A 24,942-nucleotide genomic window follows, 5' to 3' on the forward strand; every position below is an offset into this window, starting at 1 on the left:
CACCCCCCGGATCATGACCTCGACTGGGGGCATCAGTCATACCGAACCTGGCGACCACAGCTCCCTGATCAGGAACCACGAAAAAGGTAACGGGGGCGAACTCTGGCTCTCGCCGGGCGGGAGCCGGGCCTCGCCGGGGCGGGAGCGGAACCCGCCGCCTGGGCGCTGACGTGGCCCTCATCACCGCGAGCGCAACTCGCGAGCGCAGCGGGGCCACGCAGGGCGCGAGTTGGGGCCCGCCACCGCGGGCGCGGAACCCGCCACCGCGAACGTGCAACTCCCGGGCGAGAGCCGGGGCCTCGCCGGGCGCGAGCACGCAACCCGCCGCCCCGGGCACAAAACGTGGCCCCCGCCACCGCGAGCGCGCAACTCCCGAGCGAAGCGGGGCCTCGCCGGGCGCGAACGTGCCCCTCGCCGCGCGAGCGCGCAACTCGCGGCCGGGCGCGGGCGCCTCGCCGCGCGGCACCCTTGCACTCGCGCGGCGCGGCTGAAACCGTCCACCCCTCCCGTACGTTGTGCAGGCAACGGAGGGAGCAGGGGATGGAACGGGCACTGGTGCCGGGTGAGCTGAGCGATCCCGAGGAGCTGCACGCGCGGGGCCGGGAGCTGGGGGACCGCACGCCGCCGACGGCGCACGACCACGCGGCCGCCGGGGAGCACCGGCCATCGGTCGCCGAGTTCGTCGAGCACAGCAACGCCGGCCGCCTCGGCGACCTCGTCCCGCTGCGGATCGGGCGCATGATCGCCTCCCCGTTCGCGTTCTTCCGCGGCGCGGCCGGGCTGATGGCCGCGGACCTGGCCGGGACCCCGCACAGTGGACTGTCCGCCCAGATCTGCGGTGACGCGCACGCCGCGAACTTCGGCCTCTACGGCACGCCGGACGGCCAGATCGTCATGGACATCAACGACTTCGACGAGACCATCCGCGGGCCGTGGGAGTGGGACCTCAAGCGCCTCGCCGCGAGCCTGGTGCTCGCCGGGCGCGAGGGCGGGGTGTCCGAAGAGGACTGCCAGGACGCGGCCGAGGACGCGGTGAAGTCCTACCGGCGCGTGGTGCGCCAGCTCGGCGAGGCGTCGTTCCTGCGCTCGTGGAACGCGCTCGCCGACGCGGACGCGCTGTCCAAGGTGAAGGCCCACGACCTCGCCGACGAGTTCAGCGAAGCCGCCGAGAAAGCGCGCCGCAACACCAGCGCCCGCGTCGCGGCCAAGTGGACCGAGCGCATCGACGACCACACCACGGGCCTGAGCCACCACCGCTTCGTCGAGGACCCGCCGGTGCTGCGGCACGTCGACGAGCCGACCGCGGACGCCGTCGCCGACGGGCTGGTGTCCTATGTGCACACCCTGCGCGAGTCGCGGCGCAACCTGATCGCCCGCTACCGCATTGCCGACGTCGCCTTCCGCGTCGTCGGCACCGGCAGCGTCGGGTTGCGCAGCTACGTCGTGCTGCTGCACGGCAACACCGACGAGGACCTGGTGCTGCAGGTCAAGGAGGCCCGCCCGTCCGCGCTCACCCCGTACCTGCCGGAGCACCGCGCCGAGCACGAGGGCCAGCGCATCGTGCACGGCGCCCGCCTGGTGCAGGCCGAGACGGACATCCTCCTCGGCTGGACCACCATCGAGGGCAGGCCGTTCATCGTGCGCCAGTTCCGCAACATGAAGGGCGCGATCGAGCCCACCGAGCTGGGCGGCAAGGACCTCGACGACTACGGCCGCCTGGCCGGCGCGCTGCTCGCCCGCGCGCACATCCGCTCGGTCCACCCGCGGCTGCTGGCGGGATACTTCGACGGTGACGACCAGCTCGACGAGGCCATCGGCCGCTACGCGGTGCGCTACGCCGACCAGACCGAGTCCGACCACGCCGAGCTGGTCACCGCGGTCAAGAACGGCCGCTTCCCGGCGATCGCGGACTAACGCGTGAGGTGGGCCGTCGTCGCCGTGTGCGCGGCGGCCGCACTGGCGATCGGCGTCCCGTTCGCCGGGGACACCACCGCCACCGGCCCCGACGCCACGGTCACCGCGTGGATCGACGGCGTGTTCGGCGGACAGCCCGCGCTGCTGGACCTGTTCGTGCTGCCCACCGAACCGGTCGTGCTGCTGCCGCTGCTCGCGATCGTGGTGCTCGCCTGCGCGCTCGGCCGCCGCTGGGACGGCGTGGCGCTGGCGGTGCTGGGCGTCGCGGTGCCGGTCGCGCTCAACACGTGGGTGCTCAAGCCGCTGTTCGACCGGATGAAGTACGACTACCTCGCCTACCCGAGCGGGCACACGGTCAGCATGGTCGCCACGCTCACCGTGCTGGTGCTGCTCGCCCGGTCCGGGATCGCCCGGGCCGTCACGGTCGGCGTGAGCGCGGTGATCCTCGTGATCGCGGGCATCGGGCTCGTCGGGCTGGGCTACCACTACCCCACCGACGTGGCTGGCGGCGCGTGCTTCGCCGTCGCCGTGGTGCTGGCGCTCAGCTCACCGACGCGGCGTCTCGCGCCAGCGCGGTCAGCCGGCTCACCGCCCGCAGGTACTTCTTCCGGTAGCCCCCCTGCAGCATCTCCTCGGTGAACAGCTCGCCGAGCGACCCGCCGGAGACGACCACCGGGATGGCCCGGTCGTAGAGCCGGTCCGCGAACGCGACCAGCCGCAGCGCCACGTTCTGGTCCGGCGCCGGTCGCACACCCCGGATGTGCACGACGGACACGCCGTCGACGAGACGTCCGTAGCGGGACGGGTGCAGCTTCGCCAGGTGCTCGCACAACGCGTCGAAGTCGTCGAGCGTGGCGCCCTCGCGGCTCTCCGCCGACGCGAGCAGGGTCTCCTCGTCCACTGGCGGCGGCGCGTCCGGCAGGCCGCGGTGCCGGTAGTCCGGCCCGTCCACCCGCACCACCGAGAACCGCGACGACAGCGACTGGATCTCGCGCAGGAAGTCCTCGGCCGCGAACCGGCCCTCGCCGAGCTTGTCCGGCAGCGTGTTGGACGTCGCCGCGACGTACACGCCGGCGTCGGTCAGCTCCCGCAGCAGGCGGGTGACCAGCATCGTGTCGCCGGGGTCGTCCAGCTCGAACTCGTCGATGGCGAGCAGCCGGTGCTCGGACAGCCGCCGCACCGCCTCGCCGAAGCCGAGCGCGCCGACCAGGTGGGTCAGCTCGACGAACGTGCCGTAGGCCTTCGGCGACGGCGCGTCGTGCCAGGTCGAGGCGAGCAGGTGGGTCTTGCCGACACCGAACCCGCCGTCCAGGTAGAGGCCCTGCTTCCCGGGCGCGGGCGCCGAACCGCCGCCGAACAGCGACCGCAGCTTGGACTTCTTCGGCGCCGCCTTCTCGATGCGCGCCGCGAACGCCGAGCACGACTCCACCGCCTGCGCCTGGCTCGGCTCGTCGGGGTTCGGCACGTAGGTGGCGAACCGCACGGCGTCGAAGCGCGGCGGCGGCACCAGGGCGGCGATCAGCTCGTCCGCTCCCAGCTCGGGCTGCCGGTCGGTGAGGTGCGCGGGCATCTTGCGAGGGTATCGGGACCCGGCCGCGCAGCCCTGGCGGCGGCCGCGTGATGTGATGGAGATCGTGCGCAGCCTGTGGCCCGAACCCCTCGACGACGTGACCGACGACGACCTGGACCGGATCTACGGCTACCCGGCGGACCTGGACCGGCCGTTCGTGCAGGCCAACTTCACCTCCTCCGCCGACGGCGCCTCGACGCTGGAAGGCCGGTCCGAGGGCCTGTCCGGGCCCGCGGACAAGCGGATCTTCTTCCACGGCCGCCTGCTCGCCGACGTCGTGCTGGCCGGCGCCGGAACCGTCCGCGCGGAGAACTACCGCGGCGCGCGCACCACCCCCGAACGCCGCGAGCGCCGGGCCCGGCTCGGGCTCGCCGAGGTGCCACCGATCGCCGTGGTCACCGGCAGCGCCCGGCTCGACCCGGCAGCGCCGCTGTTCACCGACACGAAGGTGCCGCCGATCGTCATCACCACCGAGCACGCCCCCGCGGACCGGCGGAAGGCGCTCGCCGACGCGGGCGCGGACCTCCTGATCGCGGGCGTGGAGACCATCGACCTGCGCAGTGCGCTCGACCAGCTCGCCGACCGCGGGCTGCTCCGGGTCAACTGCGAGGGCGGGCCGCACCTGTTCGGCGAGCTCGTCGCCGAGGACCTGGTCGACCAGCTGTGCCTGACCGTCGCGCCGCTGCTGGCCGGCGGCGGCGCGGACCGCATCGCGATCGGCCGGATGGCGAGCGAGGCCCGGGACATGGATCTGGCATCGATCCTGGTCGAAGACGGTTTCACGATGCTGCGGTACCGCCGTCGCGCATAAAGTGGGCGCATGCTGCCGCTGACCCCGCCGATCCAGCCGATGCTGGCGAAACCGGCGAAGTCGATCCCGGACTCCGACGAGCTGCTGTTCGAGCCGAAGTGGGACGGCTTCCGCTGCCTCGTCTTCCGCGACGGCGACGAGCTGACGCTGCAGTCGCGCGCCGGGAAGCCGCTGAACCGGTACTTCCCGGAGGTGCTGGCGCAACTGCCGCCGCTGCTGCCGGAACGGGTGGTGCTGGACGGCGAGCTGGTCGTCGGCCGCGAGGGACACCTGGACTTCGACGCGCTCACCGAGCGCATCCACCCGGCCGAGTCCCGCATCCGGCTGCTCGCCGAGCAGACGCCGGCCACGTTCGTCGCGTTCGACCTGCTCGCGCTGGGCGACGAGGCGTTCCTCGGCGAGCCGACCAGCGCGCGGCGGGAGCGCCTGGCGAAGCTGGCCGGGCAGGACCTGAACATCACGCCCGCGACCACCGACCCGGCGACCGCGCGGCACTGGTTCGAGCTGTTCGAGGGCGCCGGGCTGGACGGGGTCATCGGCAAGCCGCTGGACGCCGGGTACGAGCCGGGCAAGCGGATCATGATCAAGTACAAGCACTCCCGCACCGCGGATTGCGTGGTGGCCGGGCTGCGGTGGCACAAGGACTCCACCCCCGGCGAGGCGGTCGGCTCGCTGCTGCTCGGGTTGTACGACGACAACGGCGTGCTGCACCACCCCGGCGTCGTGGGGTCGTTCCCGGTGAAGCGGCGCAAGGAGCTGGCGGCCGAGTTCGCCGAACTGATCACCGACGGCAGCGGGCACCCGTGGCTGGAGGGCACCACCGAGGGGCAACGCCTGCCCGGCGGCATCACGCGGTGGCGCTCCACCGAGCAGCCGTGGGTGCCGCTGCGGCCCGAGCGGGTCGTCGAGGTCGCCTACGAGCACACCGAAGGTGGGCAGCCGTCGCGGTTCCGGCACACCGCGCAGTTCATCCGGTGGCGCCCGGACCGTGAGCCGGAGTCGTGCACGTACGCCCAGCTGGAGGAGGTCGCCCGCTACGACCTGGACGCCGTCTTCCACGGCGAGGTCAAGCGGACCCGCTGATGGCAGGCCGGATCGAACGACACGCGCTGCGGAGCCGGGGACGGCTGGCCGTCCTCGCGGCGGCCCACCTGTGCCGCCGCCACCGCCGCGCGCCCGAGACGCTCGTGCGGGTGATGTGCCAGGCCCGGAACGACGAGGCGGCCGACCGGGCGCGCACCGCGCTGGAGCGCGCGTGGCACCTCAGCCCGCTGCGGCGCGAGAAGATCTGGGAAGCCATGCGGGAGGTCATGGCGGCCGAGGGCGACCGCAACGTCCGGGACGGGCGGGATCTGCCGTGGGTGGTCATCCTGGCCCTCGTGGACGTCCGGCCCGGGCTCGAGGCTCGCTACGACCAGCGTCAGCTCCGCGAAATGCTGCTGAGCGCGGTGCACGAGCCCGACGCCCCGTACGTGGTGGCCGCTGCCCGCCGCGTGCTGGACCGGCTGCCCGCCGAACCGGACCCGCCGGCGTCCCGGCGGACGTCCGCGCCGCGCCACTACACGCCCGGGGGAACCGGGACCGCGGGCTCGGGCGGCTTCAGCATGGGCGGGTTCAACGTCCACGGCGTCTGAGCGCACCGACCCCGCTCACCACGGGCAAACGGGCCTCGTGCGAACCTCGGGGGCGAACACGCACCAAGGGAAAGAGGAACGTCGTGCCGCGCCGTGGTCTCGTGCTCGCTGTGCTGCTGCCGGCCCTCCTCGCCGGCTGCACGGCGGGGCCGTCGAAACGGCCGCCGGTCGTGGAGAACGACGAGCCGGTGTCCTCCGCGCCGGCCAGCTCCGCCACGGACGTGCCGCTGCCGCCGCTGACCGAGCCGCGTTCGCCCGCGCTCGATTGGGCCGACTGCGACGCCCAGACCCGCAACCGCCTCGGCGCCGAGGCGCCCGGCTACCTGCGGTTCAGCTGCGGCACCGTGATGTCCACACTGGACGACCCGGCGCTGCCGGGGCGTGTGCAGACGCGCGTGTCCGTGCTCAAGGCGGGCAACGGCGCGATCCCGCTGGTCGTGGTCAACGACGTCGCGGGCGAGCCCGGCACCCTCTACGCCGCGCGGCTCGCGTCGGTGCTGCCGCCCGCGCTGCTGCAGCGGTTCTCGCTGATCGGGGTGGACCGGCGCGGCACCGGCGAGTCCGACCCGCTGTCGTGCGTGCCCGAGGACACCCGCAGCCAGCTGCTCAACCAGGACCCGGCCGACGACGACCTGGAACCGCTGCTGGACGCCGCCCGCAAGGCCGGGCAGCAGTGCGCGATCGACCTCGGCGGCGCGCAGCAGGCCTTCGACAGCTGGCGCACCGCGGGCGACCTCGAAGAGATCCGCGGTGAGCTGGGCGTGCCGAAGCTGCACGCGCTCGCCCACGGCGAGGGCTCGCAGGTGCTGATCTCCTACGCCGCCCGGTTCCCGGACCGCGTCGGCCGGTTCGTGATGGACGGCATCCCGGACCCGTCCAGCGACACGGTCACGGTGCTCGGCGACCTGGCCGCCGCGCAGCAGGCCACCCTGGACGCCTACGGCCGCGCCGTCGGCCAGGACGCGGCCGCGACGGTGAACGCCGTGGTGGAGCGGCTGCGCGCGGCGCCGCAGGTGCTGCCGGGCGGCGCGGTGTTCGGCGCGAGCACGGCGCTGCGGGCCGTGGTCACCGGGCTCGCCGACCGCACCCGCTGGAGCGAGCTGGCCCGCGCGCTGGACGCCGGCCGGGCCGGCGACGTCCGCGGGCTCGCCGCGTTCGTCTCGCCGATGCTCAACGGCTCGGACGTCGCGCCGTCCCGCCTCGACGCCACGCTGGCCACCGAGTGCAACGACACCGTCGTGCGGATGCCTGCGGACCAGATCGCCGGGCTGACCACGCAGCTGCGCGGCCGCTACCCCGTCTTCGGCGGGCTGGTGACGCAGCGGCTCGCGTGGTGCCTGCCGTGGCCGGCGCGCACCGAGTCGCTGCCGACGCTGGGCACGTCCGGGCTGCCGCCGGTCCTGGTCACCAGCACCCTGACGGACCCGGTCACGCCGGAAACCGGCACGGTGCGGGCGGCGCAGCAGATCCCGAGCGCGGTGCGCGTCGCGTGGCAGGGTGCCGGGCACGGCGCGCTCGGCTCGCCGTGCGCGGCCGAGGCGGTGCGGGCGTTCCTGGTCGACGGGAAGGTCCCCGCCGACGGCACGCTCTGCCCCGCTTAGGGGACCCTGCCCGGGCCCCGTTTAGGCTTGTCCTCCATCCGCCGGACCACTGAGTACTGGGAGTGACTGTGCCGTCTTCCGCGGTCGAGACGCCGGCTGTGGCGCCGGCGCCCCGGGACAGCGCGCGACGACCGATTCCCTGGATCGCCGTCTGGCCGGTCCTCGTGCTGGGCGCGGGCGCCGGCTTCTGGTACGTCAGAGAGGTCCTGGCCCAGCTCCCCGCGCTGCTGCACCTGCTGGACCTGGGCGTGTACCGGATCGCGGGCGAGCGCGTCCTGGACGGCGTGTCGGTCTACGACACGCCGCTGCTCGGCAACATCCGCGGGCAATGGGAGTTCGTCTACACCCCGTTCGCGGCGCTGCTGTTCGTGCCGCTGGCGCCACTGAAGGGTGAACTCTTCACGTGGGTGGGCGCGCTCGGTGACTACGCGATGCTGGCCGTCGGCGTGTGGGCGGCGCTGTCGCTGCTGCGGTTCCGGCGCGACGCGCGGCTCGTGCTGTTCAGCCTGCCGGTGGCGGCGCTGCTCATGTGGTGCGAGCCGGTGCGGGAGACGATGGCGTTCGGGCAGATCAACATCCTGCTGATGACGCTGGTGCTGCTCGACCTGGCGCTGCCGGACTCGTCGAAGGTCAAGGGCGCGCTGATCGGCATCGCCGCCGGGATCAAGCTGACGCCCGCGTTCTTCGTGCTGTACCTGCTGGTGACGCGGCGGTACCGGGCGGCGATCGTCGCGATGGGCACGTTCGTGGTCACGGTGGCCGTCGGGTTCGCGTTCCTGTGGCACGACTCGGTGACGTTCTGGTCCGGCGCGTTCATGGACCCGACGCGGGTCGGCGTGCCGGAGAACCCGTCGAACGAGTCGCTGCGCGGGTTCTTCGCGCGGGCGACCGGGGTGACCGGCGGGATGCAGATCGTGTGGCTGCTCGCCGCGGCCGCGACCGCCGTGGTGTGCCTGCTGCTGGCGCGACGGCTGGCCGCGCGAGGCGAGGAACTGGTGGCGGCGACGCTGTGCGGCCTGGCGACGACGGCCGTGTCGCCGTACAGCTGGGTGCACCACTGGGTGTGGCTGGCGATGCTGCTGATCTGCCTGGGCAACCTGGCGTTCCGCGGGTCGGTGCTGGGGTGGATCGGGCTGGCCGGCGCCGCGCTCGTCACGTCCGGCGGGGTGCTGCCGCTGATCGGCTTCGAGGCGGACACGGTGCTGGCGTTCAAGCCGGCGGGGCTGGAGTGGCTGTTCCAGAACGCCTACATCTGGCTGACGTTCGCGGTGTTCCTGGCGGTCGCGCTGTACTACCGGACGCCGAAGACCCCGGCGGCGCTGCCCGCGGAGCCGGACGCTTCACGTACTGCCGGCTGAGCTACACGCCCACCGGCACCGGCTGCGCCCGCCGGACGCAGGGGCGGCTCACCGTGCGGCCACCCCGGCCGCACCGGCCGCACCGCGCCCGGAAACGGCCGCGAAGCCGCCCAACGCCGGCCGGGCTGCCCGCCGAACCCCACGACGAGCCCGGCGGCCGAGATCGGCCCCGTCGGCAGACGCAGCGCCCTACCGTCCAGCCGCGTCGCGCCGGAAACGGTCGCGAGCCGCCTAACCCGGCTGAGCCGCACGCCCATCCCACGATGAGCCGGACGCCCGGCTCCTACCAGCCAGCCACACCAGCGGCACTGCGCGCGGAAACCGCCTCCGCCAGCAGCCGGTAGGACTCCAGCATCTCCGCGCGGTCGTACGTGCTCGTGGTCACCAGGACCTCGTCCGCGCCCGTGCGCTCCACCAGCCCCTCCAGCGCCGCGGCGGCTTCCGCCGGGGTGCCGGCGATCTGACCCTCCCGGGCGTCGTCGAAGTAGCGGCGCTCCCGGTCGGTCATCGGGCCCGCCAGGATCTCCGCCGCCGGGCGCAGGGGCGGGAACACGCCGTGCGTGCGCGACCACGCCGCCGACCACGCCTCCGGCACCAGCAACCGCTCCGCGGCCTCCCTCGTCCCGGCCACCGCGATCGTCGCCGAGACGATCACGTACGGCGCCGGGCAGCGGACCGACGGGACGAACGACTCGCGGTAGCGGCCGATCGCCTCGATCATGCGCCCCTCACCGCGCACGGCGCCGATCACCAGCGGCAGTCCCAGCTCGGCGGCCAGGTCCGCGCCCGCCCCGGTGGCCAGCAGGAACGCCGGGATCGGTTGCCCCTCCGCCGGGAACGCGTGCACGCCGGGGAACTCGTCCTGCGTGCCGTCGAGGTAGCCGAGCAGCAGCCGCACCTGCTCGCCGAACCGGTCCGCGTCGTCCTTGTCGTGGCCGAGCGCGCGCCGCACGCCACCGGTGAACCCGACCGACCGGCCCAGCCCCATGTCGATCCGGCCCGGGTGCAGCGCCTCCAGCACCCCGAACTGCTCGGCCACGACGAGCGGCTGGTGGTTGGGCAGCATCACCCCGCCGGTGCCGACGCGGATGGCCGAGGTGGCGTCCGCGACCGCGGCCGCCAGCACGGTGGGCGCCGACCCGGCCACGCCCGGCACGCTGTGGTGCTCGGACACCCAGAACCGGTGGTAGCCCAGCGCCTCGGCCTGCCGCGCGAACGCGACGGTTTCCCGCAGCGCCTCGGCGTGGGTGCCGCCTTCGCGGGTGCGGGACCGGTCGAGCACGGACAGCTTCACACCTTGGTCAACACGCCGGCCCCGGCGCCTGTTCCGGCTCCAGAAGCGTCGCGGCGACCGCCCGGATCGTGCTGAGCGCGGGCACCGCCAGCAGCGCCCCGATCACCCCGGCCTGCTGCACGCCGACCGCGATCGCCAGGATGACCGCGACCGGGTGCAGCCGCACCGCCTTGCTGGTGATCATCGGCTCCAGCACGTTGCCCTCCAGCTGCTGCACGGCGATCACGATCAGGACGACCAGCAGCGCGGTGAACGGCCCCTCGGCGACCAGCGCGACGAGCGCGGCGAGCAGGCCGGTGACGAACGCGCCGATCATCGGCACGAACCCGCCGAGGAACACCAGCGTCGCCAGCGGCACCACCAGCGGCACCCCGGTGACCCACAGCCCGATGCCGATCCCGACGGCGTCCACCGCCGACACGATGATCAGCGCGTACATGAACGCCGTGAGGTCGTGGAAGGCCCGCTTGCCCGCGAGGTCCACCCGGCGGCGGGCGGAACCGCGGAACGGCAGGGTGAGGAACCGCCAGATCCGCTCGCCGTCGTAGAGCACGAAGACCAGGACGAAGATCGCCAGCGCCAGCCCGGTGAGCACCGATCCGACGGTGGAGAACGCGTTCCACGCGCCGCTCGCGAGCGACTGCTGGTTCGCCGCCACCCACTCCCGCGCCTGGGTCGTCACCTGGTCCAGCTGCTCCGGGCGCACCCCGATCGAGGCGAGCCAGCCGCGCAGCTCCTGGTAGCTCCCGGCGAGCTGGGTGCGCAGGTCGGGCAGGCTGTCCAGCACGGTCTTGACCACGAACCACAGCACGGCGCCGACCGCGGCCACCCCGCCGACCAGGACCACCGCCGTCGCGAGCGCCCTCGGCACGTGGTGCCGCGCCAGCCAGGTCACCACCGGCGCGAGCAGCGCGGCCAGCAGCAGCGCGAGCGCGCCGGGGATCACCACGACGGCGAGCGTGGCCAGCACCCGGACGAGCACCCACAGCGCGGCGGCGACCACCAGCAGTTGCGCGCACACGACGGCGGAGCGGTGGAGCAGCCGGCCCGTGGCCGGGTTCTCGGTCATCCTGCACCGCCATCCTCGCGCGGCCGTCAGCCCTCCGGCCGTGCCCTGCTCGGCTGCACGCGCTTCGGTTCACCTGGCATTTTCGGGTAGTCCGGCGGGTACGGCATCTCGCCGAGCCCGTGGTCCCGCTCGTCGCGGGCGTACCACTCCAGCGCCGTCTCCAGGCCGAACGCCTCGTCGTCGATCGCGGCGTGCGGGTCGCCGTACTCGGCCAGCCAGTCCGGCACGGTGAGCACGTCGAAGTCGTCCGGGTCGGCCTCGGGCAGCTGCTCCCAGGTCAGCGGCGTCGACACCGTCGCCCGCGGGGTGCCGCGCACCGACCAGGACGAGGCCACGGTCCGGTCCCGCGCCGCCTGGTTGTAGTCGAGGAACACGCGGCCGCCGCGCTCCTCCTTCCACCACGCGATCGTGGCGAGGTCCGGGACGCGCCGCTCCACCTCGCGGCCCAGCGCGATCACCGCGTGCCGCACGTCGACGAAGTCCCACTCCGGCCGGATCCGGACCAGCACGTGCACCCCGCGCCCGCCGGAGGTCTTCGGGTACCCGGTCAGCCCGGCGTCCGCCAGCACCTCGCGCACCACCAGCGCGACCCGCACCGCGTCGCCGAACCCGGAGCTGTCCGACGGGTCCACGTCGATCCGCAGTTCGTCCGGGTGGTCCACGTCGGACCGCCGGACGGGCCACGGGTGGAAGTCGAGCGTGCCGAGGTTCGCCGCCCACGCGAACACCGCCGCCTCGGTGGGGCAGACCTCGTCCGCGGTGCGCCCGGACGGGAACGTGATCCGCGCGGTCTGCACCCATTCGGGCGCCCCCTTGGGGACCCGTTTGGCGTAGAACGGCTCGCCGGAAACCCCGTCGGGGAACCGTTTCAGCGTCGTCGGCCGCTCCCCGACCGCCCGCAGCAACGGCTCCGTGACCGCGAGGTAGTACTCCACGACCTGCCGCTTGGTGATCCCGCGCTCCGGGAAGTACACCTTGTCCGGATTGGACACCCGCACCACCCGGTCGCCGACCTGGTACTCGACCGCCTCGCCACGTCCTGCCACCGGATCACCGTAGCCCCGCCGGGCCGGTTCCGCGCGTGCCTTACCGTGGACGTCGTGCCCCGCCGCCTGAAGATGATCATCGCGCTCGTCCTGCTCGCCGGGGCGGTCGTGGCGGCGTTCACACTCCCCGTGCCGAGCCCCGCGGAACTGCGCAACTGGGCCGCGGGCGCGGGTCCGGTGACCGCGCTGGTGTTCCTGGCCGCCTATTCGGTACTCACCGTCGCGCCCATACCCCGCACCGTGTTCAACCTCGCGGCGGGACTGCTGCTGGGGGACGTGCTCGGCATCGTGGTGGCCGTCACGGCGACCGCGGTGTCCGGCGCGCTCGGTTTCGGACTGGCCCGCCTGGTCGGCCGCGACCTCGTGTCCCGCCACCTGGAACGGAAAGTGGTGCGCGCGGTTGACGAGCGGCTCGCCGACGGTGGCGTCCTCGCGGTGGCGTCGCTGCGGCTGATCCCGCTGGTTCCCTTCGCGCCACTGGGATACTGCTGCGGAATCCTGTCCGTGCGGTTCCGCCCGTACCTGGCCGGGACCGTCCTCGGCAGCCTGCCCGGCACGGTCGCGGTGGTCGTGCTGGGCGACGCGCTCACCGGCGGCACACCGCCCGCGCTGCTCGCCTGCTACGGTGCCTTCGCACTCGCCGGGGCCCTTGGCCTGGCCCGAATCGCCCGCGGGACTGCTTACGCCGGGCGCACCGGGCAGCCCGCTACACTCGACCCGGTGCGCGAGGAGATCGTTCGCGCTGAGCCAACCCAGCACTTGCGGAGAGTTTCCGAGGAGTAGTCCCATCGACACCGGTCAGCTGATCGCAGGGCACTATCGCCTCGTTGAGCACATCGGCAGCGGCGCCATGGGGGTCGTGTGGCGCGCGGTCGACGAGCGCCTCGAGCGTTCCGTGGCGGTCAAGCAGATCCTCGCTCAGCCGGGCATGTCCGAAGCCGAGCGCAACAGCATGCGGCAGCGTGCGATGCGCGAGGCGAAGAACGCGGCGCGCTTCCAGCACCCGAACGCCATCGTGGTGTTCGACATCGCCGAACACGGCGGGGATCCGTGCCTCGTCATGGAGTACCTGCCCTCGCGCAGCCTCTCCGCGGTGATCGCCGAGCAGGGCACCCTGCCGCTGGCCGAGGTCGCGCGCATCGGGCACCAGGTCGCCTCCGCGCTGGTCGTGGCGCACCGGGCCGGCATCGTGCACCGGGACATCAAGCCCGCGAACATCCTGATCGACGACAACGGCACCGCGAAGATCACCGACTTCGGCATCTCGCGCGCGGCGGGCGACCTCACGCTCACCCAGACCGGCCTGATCGGCGGCACCCCGGCCTACCTCGCGCCCGAGCTGGCGCGCGGCTCCGACCCGGCGCCGGCCTCCGACGTCTTCTCCCTCGGCGCGACGCTCTACCACGCGCTGGAGGGCCAGCCGCCCTACGGCAACAGCTCCAACCAGCTGGCCCTGCTCTACACGGCGGCGAACGGGCAGGTCATCCCGCCGCGCCAGTCCGGCAAGGCGACCGCGCTGCTGATGAGCCTGCTGCGGGTCGAGCCCGAGGAGCGGCCGACCATGCTGGAGGCCCGCGACCGGCTGGCCGCGCTGGCCAACGGCGAGAAGGACACCAAGGGCGGCACGCTGGTGTCGCCGCCGCTGTTCAACGGTGGTGGCCGCCAGCCCGCGGCCGTGGCGGCCGACGTGCCGCCGCCCGCGCCGCCCGGCGAGCGCCCGCCGTGGCAGCGCACCGGCGCCGCCACCGCCGCGCCGCCCGCCCCGCCGCAGCGCAGCCCGCGCAACCCGACCGCCGCGTTCATCCCACCGCCGAAGCCGCCCCAGCAGGCCAAGCAGTCCCCGCTGAAGCGCAAGGGCGTGCTGGCCGGATCGGCGGTGGCCGTGGTCGCCGTACTCGTCGTCGTGCTGGTCGTCCTGCTCAACGGCGACGACAAGACCAACGGCGGCGCCTCGCAGGCCAACGCGGACGGCACCACCGCCCCCACCTCCGCGCCGCCCAGCACGCCCAGCAGCGCCGCCCCGGCCGACCTCGGCCAGACGGCCAACACCGGATCGGTGGACTTCGGCTCGGCGGGCCAGGTGGTCAAGGCCTACCTCGACAGCTCGGGATCGCCCCAGGCGTGGGGCCTGCTCACGCCCGCCGCGCAGGCCGTGTTCGGCAGCCAGCAGGCGTTCCAGCAGTACTGGGACGAGCACGAGATCGAGGGCTACAACTCGATCCGCGCGGACAAGGGCGCCAACGCGGACGGTTCCGCCGACATGTCCGTTTCGATCGACGGGGTCGGCCGCGTCTCCTGGCGCGTGGTCAACACCGCGGCCGGGCTGCGGATCGACGCGAACACGAAACTCGGCTGACCTACCCTGGTCGGTATGACCGAGAGCGGCCGCAACCCGCGCTTCGACGACGACCTGGTCGGGCTCGACCCCGACGATCCGGAGGCCCAGGCGTTCGCGCGGCACCTGGACCGGATGCAGCGGTGCGAGCCGGGTTTCACGGTCGAGGGCACCCTGCACAACGTGGCGGAGTTCGCCGAGTCCAGCACCCGGGTCGGCGGGCTGCGGTGGTGGATCGCGGCCACCGTCGTGGTGCTGCTGGTCCTCGGCGTGATCGTCGCCTCGTGGGACATCGTGGTACGGGCCGTGCAGTGGCTCGCCGAGTAGCCTGAAGCATATGAAACCTCGCATGGAACCCGTCGTGGGAGCCACCCCGAAGGTGGTCAAGTCGGACCAGGAGTGGCGCGAGCAGCTCTCCCCCGAGGAGTACGCCGTGCTGCGCCAGGCGGGCACCGAGCGGCCGTTCACCGGCGAGTACACCGACACCAAGACCACCGGCATCTACGAGTGCCGCGCGTGTGGCGCCGAGCTGTTCCGCAGCGACACCAAGTTCGAGAGCCACTGCGGCTGGCCGTCGTTCTTCGACCCGTCCTCCTCGGACGCCGTGCTGCTGCGTGAGGACCGGTCGCTGGGCATGGTGCGCACCGAGGTGCTGTGCGCGACCTGCCACAGCCACCTGGGCCACCTCTTCGAGGGCGAGGGTTACCCGACGCCGACCGACCAGCGGTACTGCATCAACTCGATCTCCCTGCGCCTGGTGCCCGCGGAGTAAAACCCGCGCCACGACACGCACCCGCCCGCTACCCTGCGGGTGTATGGGGGCGTACTGGGGGTTGTCCGCCCGGGAGTTCGCCGCGCTCTACGCGGCGCTGATCCTGGTGCCGCCGGTGGTGCGGCTGCTCGGCCCGGTCCTGCTGCGGTACCGCCGGATCCGGCCCGGTGCCGAGCGGGTCACCGCGGTCGAGCTGGCGGTGCTGGCCGGTGGGCCGGGCCGGGCCGTCGACCTGGTGCTCGCGGACCTGGTCGCGCGCCGGTGGATCCGCGTGGACGCCGGTGGCCGGCTGACCACCACGACGACGCGGTCCCCAGGGGAACCACTCGCCATCGCCGTGGTGCTGGCGGTGTCGTTCTGGCGCGGCCTGGCGACCGCGCAGACCCTGCGCCTGCACCTGGCGGACAGCCCGCAAATCGGGGACGTGGTGCGCGGGCTCGCCGCCCGCGGGCTGGTGGTGCCGCCCGGCGACGTGTCCGGCATCCGGGTCGCGTCCCGGGTCCTGCTGGTCGGGGTCGTGATCAGCACGTTCGTCGGCGGCTACGCGGTGGCCGCCATCCCGGTGATGCTGGCCGGGGTGCTCGTCCTCGGGGCGGCCGAGCTCGTCCCGTCGCCGAGGCGCACCGTCGCCGGGAGCCGCTTGCTGCGTGGCGCCACGGTTCTGGGAACCACCGCCGGGCCGGTTCCGTCGAACGGCCAAGTCCGGGGGTGGATTCGGAGGTGGCGGGGTGGCTGGTCCGGTGATCCTGGCGGTCGGTGACGGGCCCGCGTTCTGGGGCCTGCCCGCTTCGACGTTCCTCCCGCTCTTCGCCGCGTTGCTGGTGCTGCCCGTGGTGGTGCGCCTGTTCGGTTCGCGGCTGCTCAAGCGGCGCGGCGGCGGGCCGCACCACCCGCCCGGGCTGATCGAGCTGGGGTTCCTGGCGGGCGGCCCGGTGCGGGCGACCGACACCGCGCTCGCGGATCTCGTGGAGCGGCAGCGGATCCGGGTGAGCAGTGGCGGGAGGCTGTCCACGACCGGCGGCCACGCCCCGGCCGACCGGCTGAGCGCGGCGGTCTGGACCGCGGTGCGCGACGGCCGCGGCACGTGGACCCTGCACGACGTGCGCGCGGCGGTGCTGGGCCGCGCCGAGTTCGACGAGCTGCGCGACCGGCTCGCCGGGGAGGGGCTCCTGGTCACGGCCGGGGCGGTGCGCAACGTCCGGCGGCTGGCGACGCTCCTGCTCTTCGCGGTCGTGGTCCTCGCGTTCCTGGCCTTCCCGGACGGCACGTTCGTGCTGGCGGTGCTGCCGGCCGGGCTCCTCTGGGCGCTGACGGACCGGCGGCCACGCGGCCCGGCCAGGACTTCGACCGGTGACACCGCGCTGCGGGTGGCGGGCATGACCACGGGCGGGGCCGCGCAGGCGGTGGCCCTCGGTGGCCTCGCCCGCCACCCGGACCAGGCCATCGCGCAGGCGCTGCTGTCGGCGCCGCCGCCGCGGAAGCCACGGCGCCGCGGAGGCTGGTCCGGCTCGTCGTCGGGCTACGGCTGCGGCTCGTCGGGCAGCTCGTGCGGAAGCAGCTCGTGCGGAAGCGGTTCGTGCGGCGGAGGCAGCTCGTGCGGCGGCGGTGGTGGTTGCGGGGGTGGCGGCGGTGGTGACTGAGCGCCTCGGACCGATCGGCTTCACCGACTACGCGGGCCTGCAGGTGGGGACCTTCCCGCGACCGGTGGCCTGGAGCGGCTCCCGGATCGGCGGGCCGGGTGGGCTTGCGGCGGGTTCGACCTCGGGCTCGACGACTGCGGCGGAGGTGGTTGCGGTGGCGGTTGAGCGGCTGGGCGTGGGCATCGGGTGGCGGCCGGAGATCGATCTATCGATCGCGCGGCTGCCGGGTGTGGAGTGGGTCGAGGTGATCGCCGAGAACCTGCACCCGGGTCGCCTGCCCGCGGCCCTGGTGGAGCTGCGGGAGCGTGGCCTGCCGGTGTTGCCGCACGCGGTGTCGCTGTCCCTGGGCGGCGCGGAACCGCTGGACACGCGGCGGGTGGAGCACCTCGCGGCGGTCGCCGACGAGCTGGACGCGCCGCTGGCCAGCGACCACGTGTGTTTCGTGCGCGCGGGCGGGCTGGACGCGGGGCACCTGGTGCCGCTCCCCCGCACGCGGGAGGCGCTCGATGTGCTGGTGGAGAACGTGCGGCTGGCGCAGTCGATCGTGGGCAGGCCGTTCGCGCTGGAGAACATCGCCGCGCTGCTGGAGTGGCCGGACGCCGAGATGAGCGAGGCCGCGTTCCTGGCCGAGCTGACGTCGCGGACCGGGTGCCTGCTGATCGTGGACGTGGCGAACCTGTACGCGAACGCGCGGAACCTGGGCGCGGACCCGGTGAGGTTCCTGGAGGAGGTGCCACTGGAGCGGGTGGCGTACGTGCACGTCGCCGGGGGCGTCGAGGCCGACGGCATCTACCACGACACGCACACCCACCCGGTGCTGCCGGAGGTGCTCGACCTGCTGAGCGAACTGCGGCGCCGACGGGAGCCCCCGGGAGCGCTCCTGGAACGCGACGGCGCCTACCCCCAGGACGACGAGCTGGCCGCGGAACTGGCCGCGATCCGGGAGCGCCTGTGAGCGGGCGAGAGGGGCTGGCCGCCCAGCGCGCCGAGCTGCTGCGCGCCCCCCCGGGACCGGCCGCGCGATGCCCGGCGAGCCAAACTGCTGCGCGCCTGGTTGGCCAGTTGAACCTGCCACGCCCCGGGAGTACCAGTGAGCGGCCGGAACGAGCGCGGCGGCCCGCCAAGCCAACTGCTACACGCCCCGCTGACCCCGCCCCGGGAGCACCTGTGCCCAGCCGGAAGGAACTCGCCACCCAGCAAGCCGAACTGCCACACGACCCGCCGGCCGCCGAACCCACCGCGACCCGGAAGCACCTGTGCCCAGCCGGGAAGAACTCGCCACCCAGCAGCCAAACGGCTGCGCGCCCGGCCGGCCACCGAACCCGCCACGCCCCGGGCGTACCAGTGAGCGGCCGGAACAACCGCGGCGGCCCGCCAAGCCAACTACTGCACGCCCCGCTGACCGCGACGCGGGAGCACCTGTGACCAGCCGGGAAGAACTCGCCGCCCGGCAGGCGGAGTTGCTGCGCGCCCTGCTGGCCGGTGAGGCTCCTCCGGCGGGCTTCGACCCCGGGCGGGTGGCCGCCGAGGTGCTCGCCCTGCGAGCCAAGCGCCGCTCCATCGTCGCCGACCTCAGGCCCGATCTCTTCCGCCTGCTCGGCGACCGGTTCCGGCCCCTGTTCGACGCCTACGCCGAAGCCACACCCCGCACCGACGGCACCGGCTACCGCCAGGACGCCGCGAACTTCGCCACCTGGCTCGCCGAGCGCGGCGAACTCCCCCGGCGGCGCTGGTGGTCCCGCTTCACCCGCTGACCGACGGCCACGCCAACCTCGCTAGTGCGCCGTGATGCCGCCGTCGACGACGATCTCCGCGCCCGTGACGAAGGACGACTCGTCGGAGGCGAGGAACAGGATCGCCGCGGCGATCTCGTCCGCTGTGCCCGCTCGTTTCATCGGGGTGCGCTGGATGTCGGCCTGCTGGTCGCCCTCGGTGTCGAGGATGTCCTGGATCATCGGTGTCGCGATGACGCCGGGGTGCACGGAGTTGACCCGCACCCCTCTCGTCGCGTACTCGACGGCCGCCGTCTTGGTCAGCAGCCGCACCGCGCCCTTCGAGGCGTGGTAGGCCGCGGCCGACCCGCCGCCGATGATGCCCAGGATCGACGACACGTTGACCACCGACGCGTTCCCGCTCGCGCGCAGCAACGGCATCGCGGTCTTCATGCCCAGCCAGGTGCCCTTCTGGTTCACCGCGATCACCCGGTCCCAATCGGCCTCGGCGGTGTCCTCGATGCCCGGCCAGTCCACGATTCCCGCCACGTTGACCAGCACGTCCAGCCTGCCGAAGCGCTCCGCCGTCCTGGCCAGGGCCGCCTGCCAGTCCCGCGCCGAGGAGACGTCGAGGTGCACGCGCAGCGCGTCCTCCCGCTCCGGCCCGCTCCCGGTGACATCACCCAGCACCAGCCGCGCCCCCTCCCGGGCGAACAGGGCCGCCGTGGCCGCCCCGATCCCACCCGACGCGCCCGTGATCAACGCGACCTTGCCGTCCAGCCGTCCCGGCATCCCGCTCCCTCCTACCGCTGCCATCACCCCCCGATCCTGCGGCGACGGGAGCGGGCCAGCCAGGGTGCGTTACTCCCAGGACGGCGCTAAAGCCACTCCGCGACCGCACTCCCCGGCAGCGGCGGCCCGGAAGTCCACATCGGACGCGGCACCATCCCACCCGGACAGGTCACGTGACGCACCAAGCCGAACTCACTCCCGGCCTCGGCAAGGAAATCCGAGAAGTCCACAGTGGATCCACCAGGCACCCGGCCCAGTCCGTCGAGCCACCGCCCGGTCCGGGCCAGCGCGAGGCGCACCCGCCTGCTGCCGCCCTCGACGGCCCGGTTCCGCAGCGCGACCATGGCGGCAGCCGCGGCCAGCCAGCCCGTCGCGTGGTCCAGCGCCTGCACGGGCAACGGCCGGGGTTCCTCGGCGCCCCAAGCGATTCCCGACGCCATCTGCACCAAGCTGTCGAACCCGCGCCGACCCCGCCACGGGCCCTCCCAGCCCCACGCGTTCAGCTCCACCAGCACGATCCCGGGCCGCGCCGTCGCCAGCCGCTCCGCCGTGAACCCCAGCCCGGCCAGCGCGCCCGGCCGGAACGACTGCAACACGACATCCGCCGAACCGATCAGGCGCCACAACGCGGAACGCCCGGCCTCGGTGCGCAGGTCCAGGTGCGCCGAGCGCTTGCCCATCCCGGTGTCGACCACCAGCGGGTGCACGACCGGCAGGTGCGCGGCCCCGATGTGCAGGACGTCCGCGCCGTGCGCGGCCAGCACCCGGCCCGCGACCGGACCGGCGATCACGTGCGTCAGGTCCAGCACCCGCACCCCGCCCAGCGGCCGCGGCGACTCCGGCAGCGGCCGCGCCGGGGCCATCCCCACCAGCTCCTGCGCCACGAGCGGTCCGTCCAGCGCCCGCCCCATCGCGCTGTCCAGCCACTCCTCGCGGGTGCGCATCGCGGCCGCCGCCCCACCCGCGGCGACCACCGCCTCCTGCACCTCCCACGCGTCCCGGGCGGCGACCGCCGACGCCACCGCCGCGCGGTCCTCGGCCACCCCGAGTGCGCGGCACACCGCCGCAGCGTGGTGGGGGTAGTTGCAGTGCAGCCGGACCCAGCCGTCGGCCGCGCGGTAGTCGCCGGACAGCGGCGCCCACGCGTCCCCGGGCGGCTCTCCGTCCACCCGCACCAGCTTCTCGCTGGAGAACGCCGCCGCGGCGTGCCGCGTGTCGGCCGACACCGCACCGGGGTCGATTCCACGCAGCCGCAACAATTCCGCGGCGGCCAGGGTGGCCGCCGCGACGCTCATCGACGCGGCCGCCGCCACCCGGTACGGCCCGGGCAGCACCGTTTTCGGGCCGGTGATCTCGACCGGGCCGGGCGCCTCACCGGTCAGATCGCGCCACAGCGCGCCGAACACCTACGGCAGGTTCAGGATCAGCTCGGCCGGAACGACCTTCGTGCCGGTGTAGAACGGGATCTCCTCCCGCACGTGCCGCCGCGCCTCGGTGCCGCGCAGGTGCCGCATCAGGTCGACGATGCGGTGCAGCTCGTCGGCCTCGAAGGCGAGGATCCACTCGTAGTCACCGAGCGCGAACGACGCCACAGTGTTGGCGCGCACGTCCGGGTAGTCGCGGGCCTCCTTGCCGTGGTCGGCGAGCATCTTGCGGCGCTCGGCGTCCGGCAGCAGGTACCACTCGTAGGAGCGGACGAACGGGTACACACAGACGTACTTGCGCGCCTCCTCCCCGGCCAGGAAGGCGGGGATGTGGCTGCGGTTGAACTCCGCGGGGCGGTGCAGCGCGAACTGGCTCCACACCGGCGTCGACACGCGGCCCAGCGGGGTGCGGCGGAACCCGGTGTAGGCGGCCTGCACCTGCTCCGGGGTCTCGGCGTGCCACCAGATCATGTAGTCGGCGTCGGCCCGCAGCCCGGCGACGTCGTACACGCCGCGCACCACGACCCCCTTGCCCTCCAGGGCGTCGAGGTACTCGGTGGTCTCGGTCGCGGCCTGGCCGCGATCCTCGGGGAGCCGCCCCGGCTCGACCCGGAACACCGACCAGGCGGTGTAGCGGATGGTGTCGTTGAGCTCCTGATAGTTCAGCCGCGCCATGCCCCCATCTTGGCACTGCCCGGAAACCCGCTGCTAGCGCACCAGCTGTGAGGTGATGCGGGTCGCGGCCGCGGTGGCCGTCGCGATGCACGCCGGCACCCCGACACCGTGCAGGGCGGCCCCGGCCAGCGCCAGCCCGGGCACCTCGGCGACGGCCCGCTCGGCGCGCTCGACCAGGCCCAGGTGACCCGGCCCGTACTGCGGCAGCCCGCCACCCCAGCGGGTCACCACGACGTCGATCGGCTCGGCGGTGATCCCGGTCAGCTCGGCGAGGTCGTCGCGCACCAGGCGGACCAGGTCGTCGTCGTCGCGGTGCAGCGCGCCGGGCTCGCGGAAGCGGCCGACCGAGCCGCGGACCAGCACCGGGCCGGTGTCCAGGTGCGGCCACTTGCGGGTGGAGAAGGTGAAGGCCTTGGCGGCGAACGGCTCGCCGTCGGCGCGGCGTTCCCGCGCCCCGATCAGCACGCCGGACGCGTCCGGCAGCTCGGTGCCCGGCGGCAGGGCCATCGCCACGACCGCCATGGACGCCAGCTCGACCTCGCCGAGCGCCGCCGACGCGGCCGGCGCGACACCGTCGAGCAGCTTGCGGGCCGCCGGCGCGGGCACCGCGAGCAGGACGGCGTCGGCGTCGATCAGCTCGTCGCCGATCTCCAGCTGCCAGCCGCGCTCCCGCCGCCGCAGCGCGGTGACCGGCCGTCCGAGGCGGATGTCCGGCTTGGCCAGCTCGACGAGCCGGTCGACGAGCGTGCCGAGACCGCCGGGCAGAGTGCCGAACACCGGCGCACTGCTGGGCTGGGACGGGATCAACCCGGCCGCCGCAGCGGTCAGCGAGGGCGCGCCGCGGTCGATCGCGGTGGCCAGGGCGGGGACGGTGGCGCGCAAGCCGAGACCGTCGGCGCCGCCCGCGTAGACGCCACCGAGGAGCGGGTCGACCAGCCGGTCCACGAGTTCGTCGCCGAAGCGCTCGCGCAGCAGGGCGCCCAGCGCGACGTCGGACTCCAGCGTCACCGGGGGCAGGTCCGGCTCGGCGGCCACGCGCGCCCGGCCCTCGTCCGAGAGCACCTCCGCGACCGCGTCCGGCGAGCCCGGGATGCCCATCAGCGTCCGGCCGGGCAACGGGGCGAGGTGGCCCCCGGCGCGCACGGTCGAGCGGGCCTTCGCCGGGTGGACCAGCTCCAGCCCGAGCTCGGCGGCCAGTCCCACGCCTTCCGGGCGCCGGGCGAGGAAGGCCTCCGCGCCCACGTCGTAGCGCACGCCCGCGACCTCCGCGGTGCGCAGCTTGCCGCCGAGGCTGTCCGTGGCCTCGACGAGGGTGATCGCCGCGCCGTCGCCGAGCGCGCCGCGCAGCCGGTACGCCGCGACCGCGCCCGACACGCCCCCGCCGACGACCGCGACGTGCATCAGCCCTCCAGGCTGTGGACGAGCTCGACGACGCGGGCCAGCACGTCGGGATCGGTGCCGGGGGGCACGCCGTGACCGAGGTTGAAGATGTGCCCGGCGGCGGCGCGGCCCTCCGCGGCGATGCGGCGCACCTCGGCCTCGATGACCGGCCAGGACGCCTGCAGCAGCGCCGGGTCCAGGTTGCCCTGCACGACCGGCACCGGCTCGCCGTGCGCGGTCAGCCGCCGCACGGCTTCGTCCAGCGGGACGCGCCAGTCGACGCCGACCACGTCGGCCCCGGCCTCGCGCATGGCGGTGAGGAGCTCGCCGGTGCCGACGCCGAAGTGGATGCGTGGCACGTCCAGGTCCGCGACCGCGCCGAGCACGCGTGCCGAATGCGGGAGCACGAACTCGCGGTACTCGCGCAGCGTCAGCGCGCCGGCCCAGGAGTCGAACAGCTGCACCGCGTCCGCGCCGGCTTCGATCTGGCCGCGCAGGAAGGTCACCGCGATGTCGGCCAGCTGTCCGGCCAGGTCGTGCCACACCTCGGGTTCGGAGCGCATGAGGGCCTTGGTGCGCTCGAAGCTGCGGCTGGGGCCGCCCTCGATGAGGTAGGACGCGAGCGTGAACGGCGCGCCGGCGAACCCGATCAGGGGGGTCTGGCCCAGCCGCTCGACGAGCAGTCGCGTGCCGTCCAGCACCGGCTCGAGCCGCTCGGGCTCCAGCGCGGGCAGGCGGCGGACGGCGGCGGCGTCGCGCACCGGCTCCGCCACGACGGGCCCGGTGCCGGGCACGATGTCGACGTCGATCCCGGCGGCGACCAGCGGCACCACGATGTCGCTGAAGAAGATGGCGGCGTCCACGCCGAGGCGGCGGACCGGCTGGAGCGTGATCTCGGCGATCATCTCGGGGTCGAAGCAAGCCTTGAGCATCGGCACGCCCTCGCGCAGCGCCCGGTACTCGGGCAGCGAGCGGCCGGCCTGGCGCATGAACCAGACGGGCAGACGCGCGGGACGACGGCCGCGGGCGGCCGTCAGGAAGGGGGACCCGGCGAGGTCCCGGCGGCCCGTGCGTGGCCGCGACTGCGCAGTAGTGGACATCGTCAACCATGGTGCCACGCGGCCCTGGGGCCCCTTCCCTCGGCGCGTCTGCCGCCCGGTGCCCGTTCGCCGTCCTACAGTCGGGCTGTGACCGCGATGACGCATGCGCCCGAGATGTTCCGTGAAGCTGTCGCGGCGTTGCAAGCGATCCGGCCCCGGCCGGAGATGACCCTCGAACCCGTGCGCGCGCCGCAGCGCCTGGCCCCCTGGTCCTACGCGCTCAGCTGCGACGCGACGGGTCCGGCGGACGTGACGGCCACCGGCCGCCTGGTGCTGCTGCACGACCCGGAGGGCCCGGAGTCCTGGGACGGGGTGCTGCGGATGGTCGTCTACGTGCGCGCGGAGATCGACCGGGAACTGGCCAGCGACCCGTTCCTGCCCGCGGTCGGCTGGTCGTGGCTCACCGACGCACTGGAGACCTCCGGCGCGTCCTTCACCGCGCTGGGCGGCACGGTCACCGAGACCTCGTCGGCGCGCTTCGGCGACATCAGCGGCCCGGCCCGCACCGACGACCTGGAGCTGCGGGCGTCCTGGACGCCGTCGGACCAGCACCTGCGCCCGCACGGCGAGGCGTTCTGCCAGCTGATGTCGAGCGTGGCCGGGCTGCCGCCGGTCGGGGTCTCGCTGTTCGGCCACCGCCAGAGCGGCTGAACGACCCCCGCGACGCGCCGGGTGTGACGTAGCCCTCACTCCGCGGCCGACGGCGGCGTCGATAGAGTTCGGTCCCGCGGCCTCCGGTCACCCTGGCGATCCCGGGCGGGGGCTCTCCGTAGATCCACACGAGCCACCTACGCTGCGCAAAGAGTTCACGTCAG

General features: G+C 74.1%; 25 protein-coding genes. 16 read left to right on the top strand and 9 right to left on the bottom strand.

Annotation, left to right across the window (positions count from 1 at the left end; genetic code table 11):
* The first annotated feature begins 540 nt into the window (after positions 1-540).
* Positions 541-1,914 carry a DUF2252 domain-containing protein gene (locus ABZ215_RS21470; RefSeq protein ID WP_354951053.1) on the top strand — a complete coding sequence of 458 codons (1,374 nt, stop codon included), beginning with the start codon at positions 541-543 and terminating at the stop codon, positions 1,912-1,914.
* Positions 1,915-1,917: 3 nt separating this feature from the next.
* Entirely contained in the window at positions 1,918-2,553 is a 636-nt protein-coding gene (locus tag ABZ215_RS21475) for a phosphatase PAP2 family protein (protein ID WP_354951055.1), read from the top strand.
* Here ABZ215_RS21475 and zapE read toward each other — a convergent pair.
* Positions 2,456-3,484, bottom strand: coding sequence for a cell division protein ZapE (zapE, locus tag ABZ215_RS21480; protein WP_020419987.1), 1,029 nt, complete (start codon positions 3,482-3,484; stop codon positions 2,456-2,458). The genes ABZ215_RS21475 and zapE overlap by 98 nt on opposite strands.
* A gap of 55 nt (positions 3,485-3,539) precedes the next feature.
* Between zapE and ABZ215_RS21485 the strand changes: the two genes are divergently transcribed.
* The 5 genes from ABZ215_RS21485 to ABZ215_RS21505 all read left to right on the top strand — a co-directional run bounded on the left by ABZ215_RS21485 (position 3,540) and on the right by ABZ215_RS21505 (position 8,888).
* Positions 3,540-4,295: a pyrimidine reductase family protein gene (locus ABZ215_RS21485; protein WP_020419988.1), complete on the top strand. Its 756-nt coding sequence runs from the start codon at positions 3,540-3,542 to the stop codon at positions 4,293-4,295.
* Positions 4,296-4,304: 9 nt separating this feature from the next.
* A complete protein-coding gene (locus tag ABZ215_RS21490; RefSeq protein WP_354951057.1) occupies positions 4,305-5,378 on the top strand; it encodes an ATP-dependent DNA ligase in 1,074 nt (357 codons plus the stop codon).
* Positions 5,378-5,929 carry a hypothetical protein gene (locus tag ABZ215_RS21495; RefSeq protein WP_354951059.1) on the top strand — a complete coding sequence of 184 codons (552 nt, stop codon included), beginning with the start codon at positions 5,378-5,380 and terminating at the stop codon, positions 5,927-5,929. The genes ABZ215_RS21490 and ABZ215_RS21495 overlap by 1 nt, the downstream gene beginning before the upstream one ends.
* An 83-nt stretch (positions 5,930-6,012) precedes the next feature.
* Positions 6,013-7,530: an alpha/beta hydrolase gene (locus ABZ215_RS21500; RefSeq protein ID WP_354951061.1), complete on the top strand. Its 1,518-nt coding sequence runs from the start codon at positions 6,013-6,015 to the stop codon at positions 7,528-7,530.
* 68 nt (positions 7,531-7,598) lie between these two features.
* Complete coding sequence (locus ABZ215_RS21505) at positions 7,599-8,888, top strand: glycosyltransferase 87 family protein (protein WP_237336871.1); 1,290 nt, start codon at positions 7,599-7,601, stop codon at positions 8,886-8,888.
* 283 nt (positions 8,889-9,171) lie between these two features.
* Here ABZ215_RS21505 and ABZ215_RS21510 read toward each other — a convergent pair whose 3' ends face one another.
* From ABZ215_RS21510 to ligD, 3 genes are read right to left on the bottom strand one after another with little or no spacing between them, the layout of a single operon-like run.
* Positions 9,172-10,182, bottom strand: a complete 1,011-nt coding sequence (locus ABZ215_RS21510) for an LLM class flavin-dependent oxidoreductase (protein WP_354951064.1) — start codon at positions 10,180-10,182, stop codon at positions 9,172-9,174.
* A gap of 7 nt (positions 10,183-10,189) precedes the next feature.
* Positions 10,190-11,251 carry an AI-2E family transporter gene (locus ABZ215_RS21515; RefSeq protein ID WP_354951066.1) on the bottom strand — a complete coding sequence of 354 codons (1,062 nt, stop codon included), beginning with the start codon at positions 11,249-11,251 and terminating at the stop codon, positions 10,190-10,192.
* A 26-nt stretch (positions 11,252-11,277) separates the two neighbouring features.
* On the bottom strand, positions 11,278-12,297 hold the full coding sequence (gene ligD / locus ABZ215_RS21520) for a non-homologous end-joining DNA ligase (RefSeq protein WP_354951068.1): 1,020 nt from the start codon (positions 12,295-12,297) through the stop codon (positions 11,278-11,280).
* 54 nt (positions 12,298-12,351) lie between these two features.
* Between ligD and ABZ215_RS21525 the strand changes: the two genes are divergently transcribed.
* The 8 genes from ABZ215_RS21525 (at position 12,352) to ABZ215_RS21560 (ending at position 18,798) form a co-directional block, all read left to right on the top strand.
* Positions 12,352-13,080: a TVP38/TMEM64 family protein gene (locus ABZ215_RS21525; RefSeq protein ID WP_354710018.1), complete on the top strand. Its 729-nt coding sequence runs from the start codon at positions 12,352-12,354 to the stop codon at positions 13,078-13,080.
* Positions 13,081-13,099: 19 nt separating this feature from the next.
* Positions 13,100-14,653 (top strand): serine/threonine-protein kinase, encoded by a 1,554-nt coding sequence (locus ABZ215_RS21530; RefSeq protein WP_354951128.1) that lies wholly within the window; start codon positions 13,100-13,102, stop codon positions 14,651-14,653.
* Positions 14,654-14,668: 15 nt separating this feature from the next.
* Positions 14,669-14,959 carry a hypothetical protein gene (locus ABZ215_RS21535; RefSeq protein WP_020422370.1) on the top strand — a complete coding sequence of 97 codons (291 nt, stop codon included), beginning with the start codon at positions 14,669-14,671 and terminating at the stop codon, positions 14,957-14,959.
* A 22-nt stretch (positions 14,960-14,981) separates the two neighbouring features.
* Entirely contained in the window at positions 14,982-15,404 is a 423-nt protein-coding gene (gene msrB, locus ABZ215_RS21540; RefSeq protein ID WP_020422371.1) for a peptide-methionine (R)-S-oxide reductase MsrB, read from the top strand.
* Between the two features lie 43 nt (positions 15,405-15,447).
* A complete protein-coding gene (locus ABZ215_RS21545; RefSeq protein ID WP_354951070.1) occupies positions 15,448-16,164 on the top strand; it encodes a TIGR04222 domain-containing membrane protein in 717 nt (238 codons plus the stop codon).
* Positions 16,133-17,044, top strand: a complete 912-nt coding sequence (locus ABZ215_RS21550; RefSeq protein WP_354951072.1) for a TIGR04222 domain-containing membrane protein — start codon at positions 16,133-16,135, stop codon at positions 17,042-17,044. Before ABZ215_RS21545 ends, ABZ215_RS21550 begins: the two co-directional genes overlap by 32 nt.
* 145 nt (positions 17,045-17,189) lie before the next feature.
* Complete coding sequence (locus tag ABZ215_RS21555; RefSeq protein WP_354951130.1) at positions 17,190-17,999, top strand: DUF692 domain-containing protein; 810 nt, start codon at positions 17,190-17,192, stop codon at positions 17,997-17,999.
* 466 nt (positions 18,000-18,465) lie between these two features.
* Positions 18,466-18,798 (top strand): hypothetical protein, encoded by a 333-nt coding sequence (locus ABZ215_RS21560; RefSeq protein ID WP_354951074.1) that lies wholly within the window; start codon positions 18,466-18,468, stop codon positions 18,796-18,798.
* A 21-nt stretch (positions 18,799-18,819) separates the two neighbouring features.
* Here ABZ215_RS21560 and ABZ215_RS21565 read toward each other — a convergent pair whose 3' ends face one another.
* The 5 genes from ABZ215_RS21565 to hemE form a co-directional block, all read right to left on the bottom strand.
* Positions 18,820-19,548, bottom strand: a complete 729-nt coding sequence (locus ABZ215_RS21565; protein ID WP_354951076.1) for a glucose 1-dehydrogenase — start codon at positions 19,546-19,548, stop codon at positions 18,820-18,822.
* A gap of 86 nt (positions 19,549-19,634) precedes the next feature.
* Entirely contained in the window at positions 19,635-20,954 is a 1,320-nt protein-coding gene (locus ABZ215_RS21570) for a CoA transferase (protein WP_354951078.1), read from the bottom strand.
* Positions 20,955-21,647, bottom strand: a complete 693-nt coding sequence (gene hemQ / locus ABZ215_RS21575; RefSeq protein WP_017983668.1) for a hydrogen peroxide-dependent heme synthase — start codon at positions 21,645-21,647, stop codon at positions 20,955-20,957.
* A gap of 33 nt (positions 21,648-21,680) precedes the next feature.
* Positions 21,681-23,048, bottom strand: a complete 1,368-nt coding sequence (gene hemG / locus ABZ215_RS21580; RefSeq protein WP_354951080.1) for a protoporphyrinogen oxidase — start codon at positions 23,046-23,048, stop codon at positions 21,681-21,683.
* Complete coding sequence (gene hemE, locus ABZ215_RS21585; protein ID WP_354951082.1) at positions 23,048-24,127, bottom strand: uroporphyrinogen decarboxylase; 1,080 nt, start codon at positions 24,125-24,127, stop codon at positions 23,048-23,050. Before hemE ends, hemG begins: the two co-directional genes overlap by 1 nt.
* An 87-nt stretch (positions 24,128-24,214) precedes the next feature.
* Here hemE and ABZ215_RS21590 point away from each other — a divergent pair, with 87 nt between their 5' ends.
* Positions 24,215-24,778 carry a DUF3000 domain-containing protein gene (locus tag ABZ215_RS21590; protein ID WP_027935123.1) on the top strand — a complete coding sequence of 188 codons (564 nt, stop codon included), beginning with the start codon at positions 24,215-24,217 and terminating at the stop codon, positions 24,776-24,778.
* Positions 24,779-24,942 lie beyond the last annotated feature (164 nt).

Origin of the sequence: Amycolatopsis sp. NPDC006131 (genome assembly GCF_040614175.1) — a bacterium.
In the GTDB taxonomy this organism is placed as follows: Bacteria; Actinomycetota; Actinomycetes; order Mycobacteriales; family Pseudonocardiaceae; genus Amycolatopsis_E; species Amycolatopsis_E tucumanensis.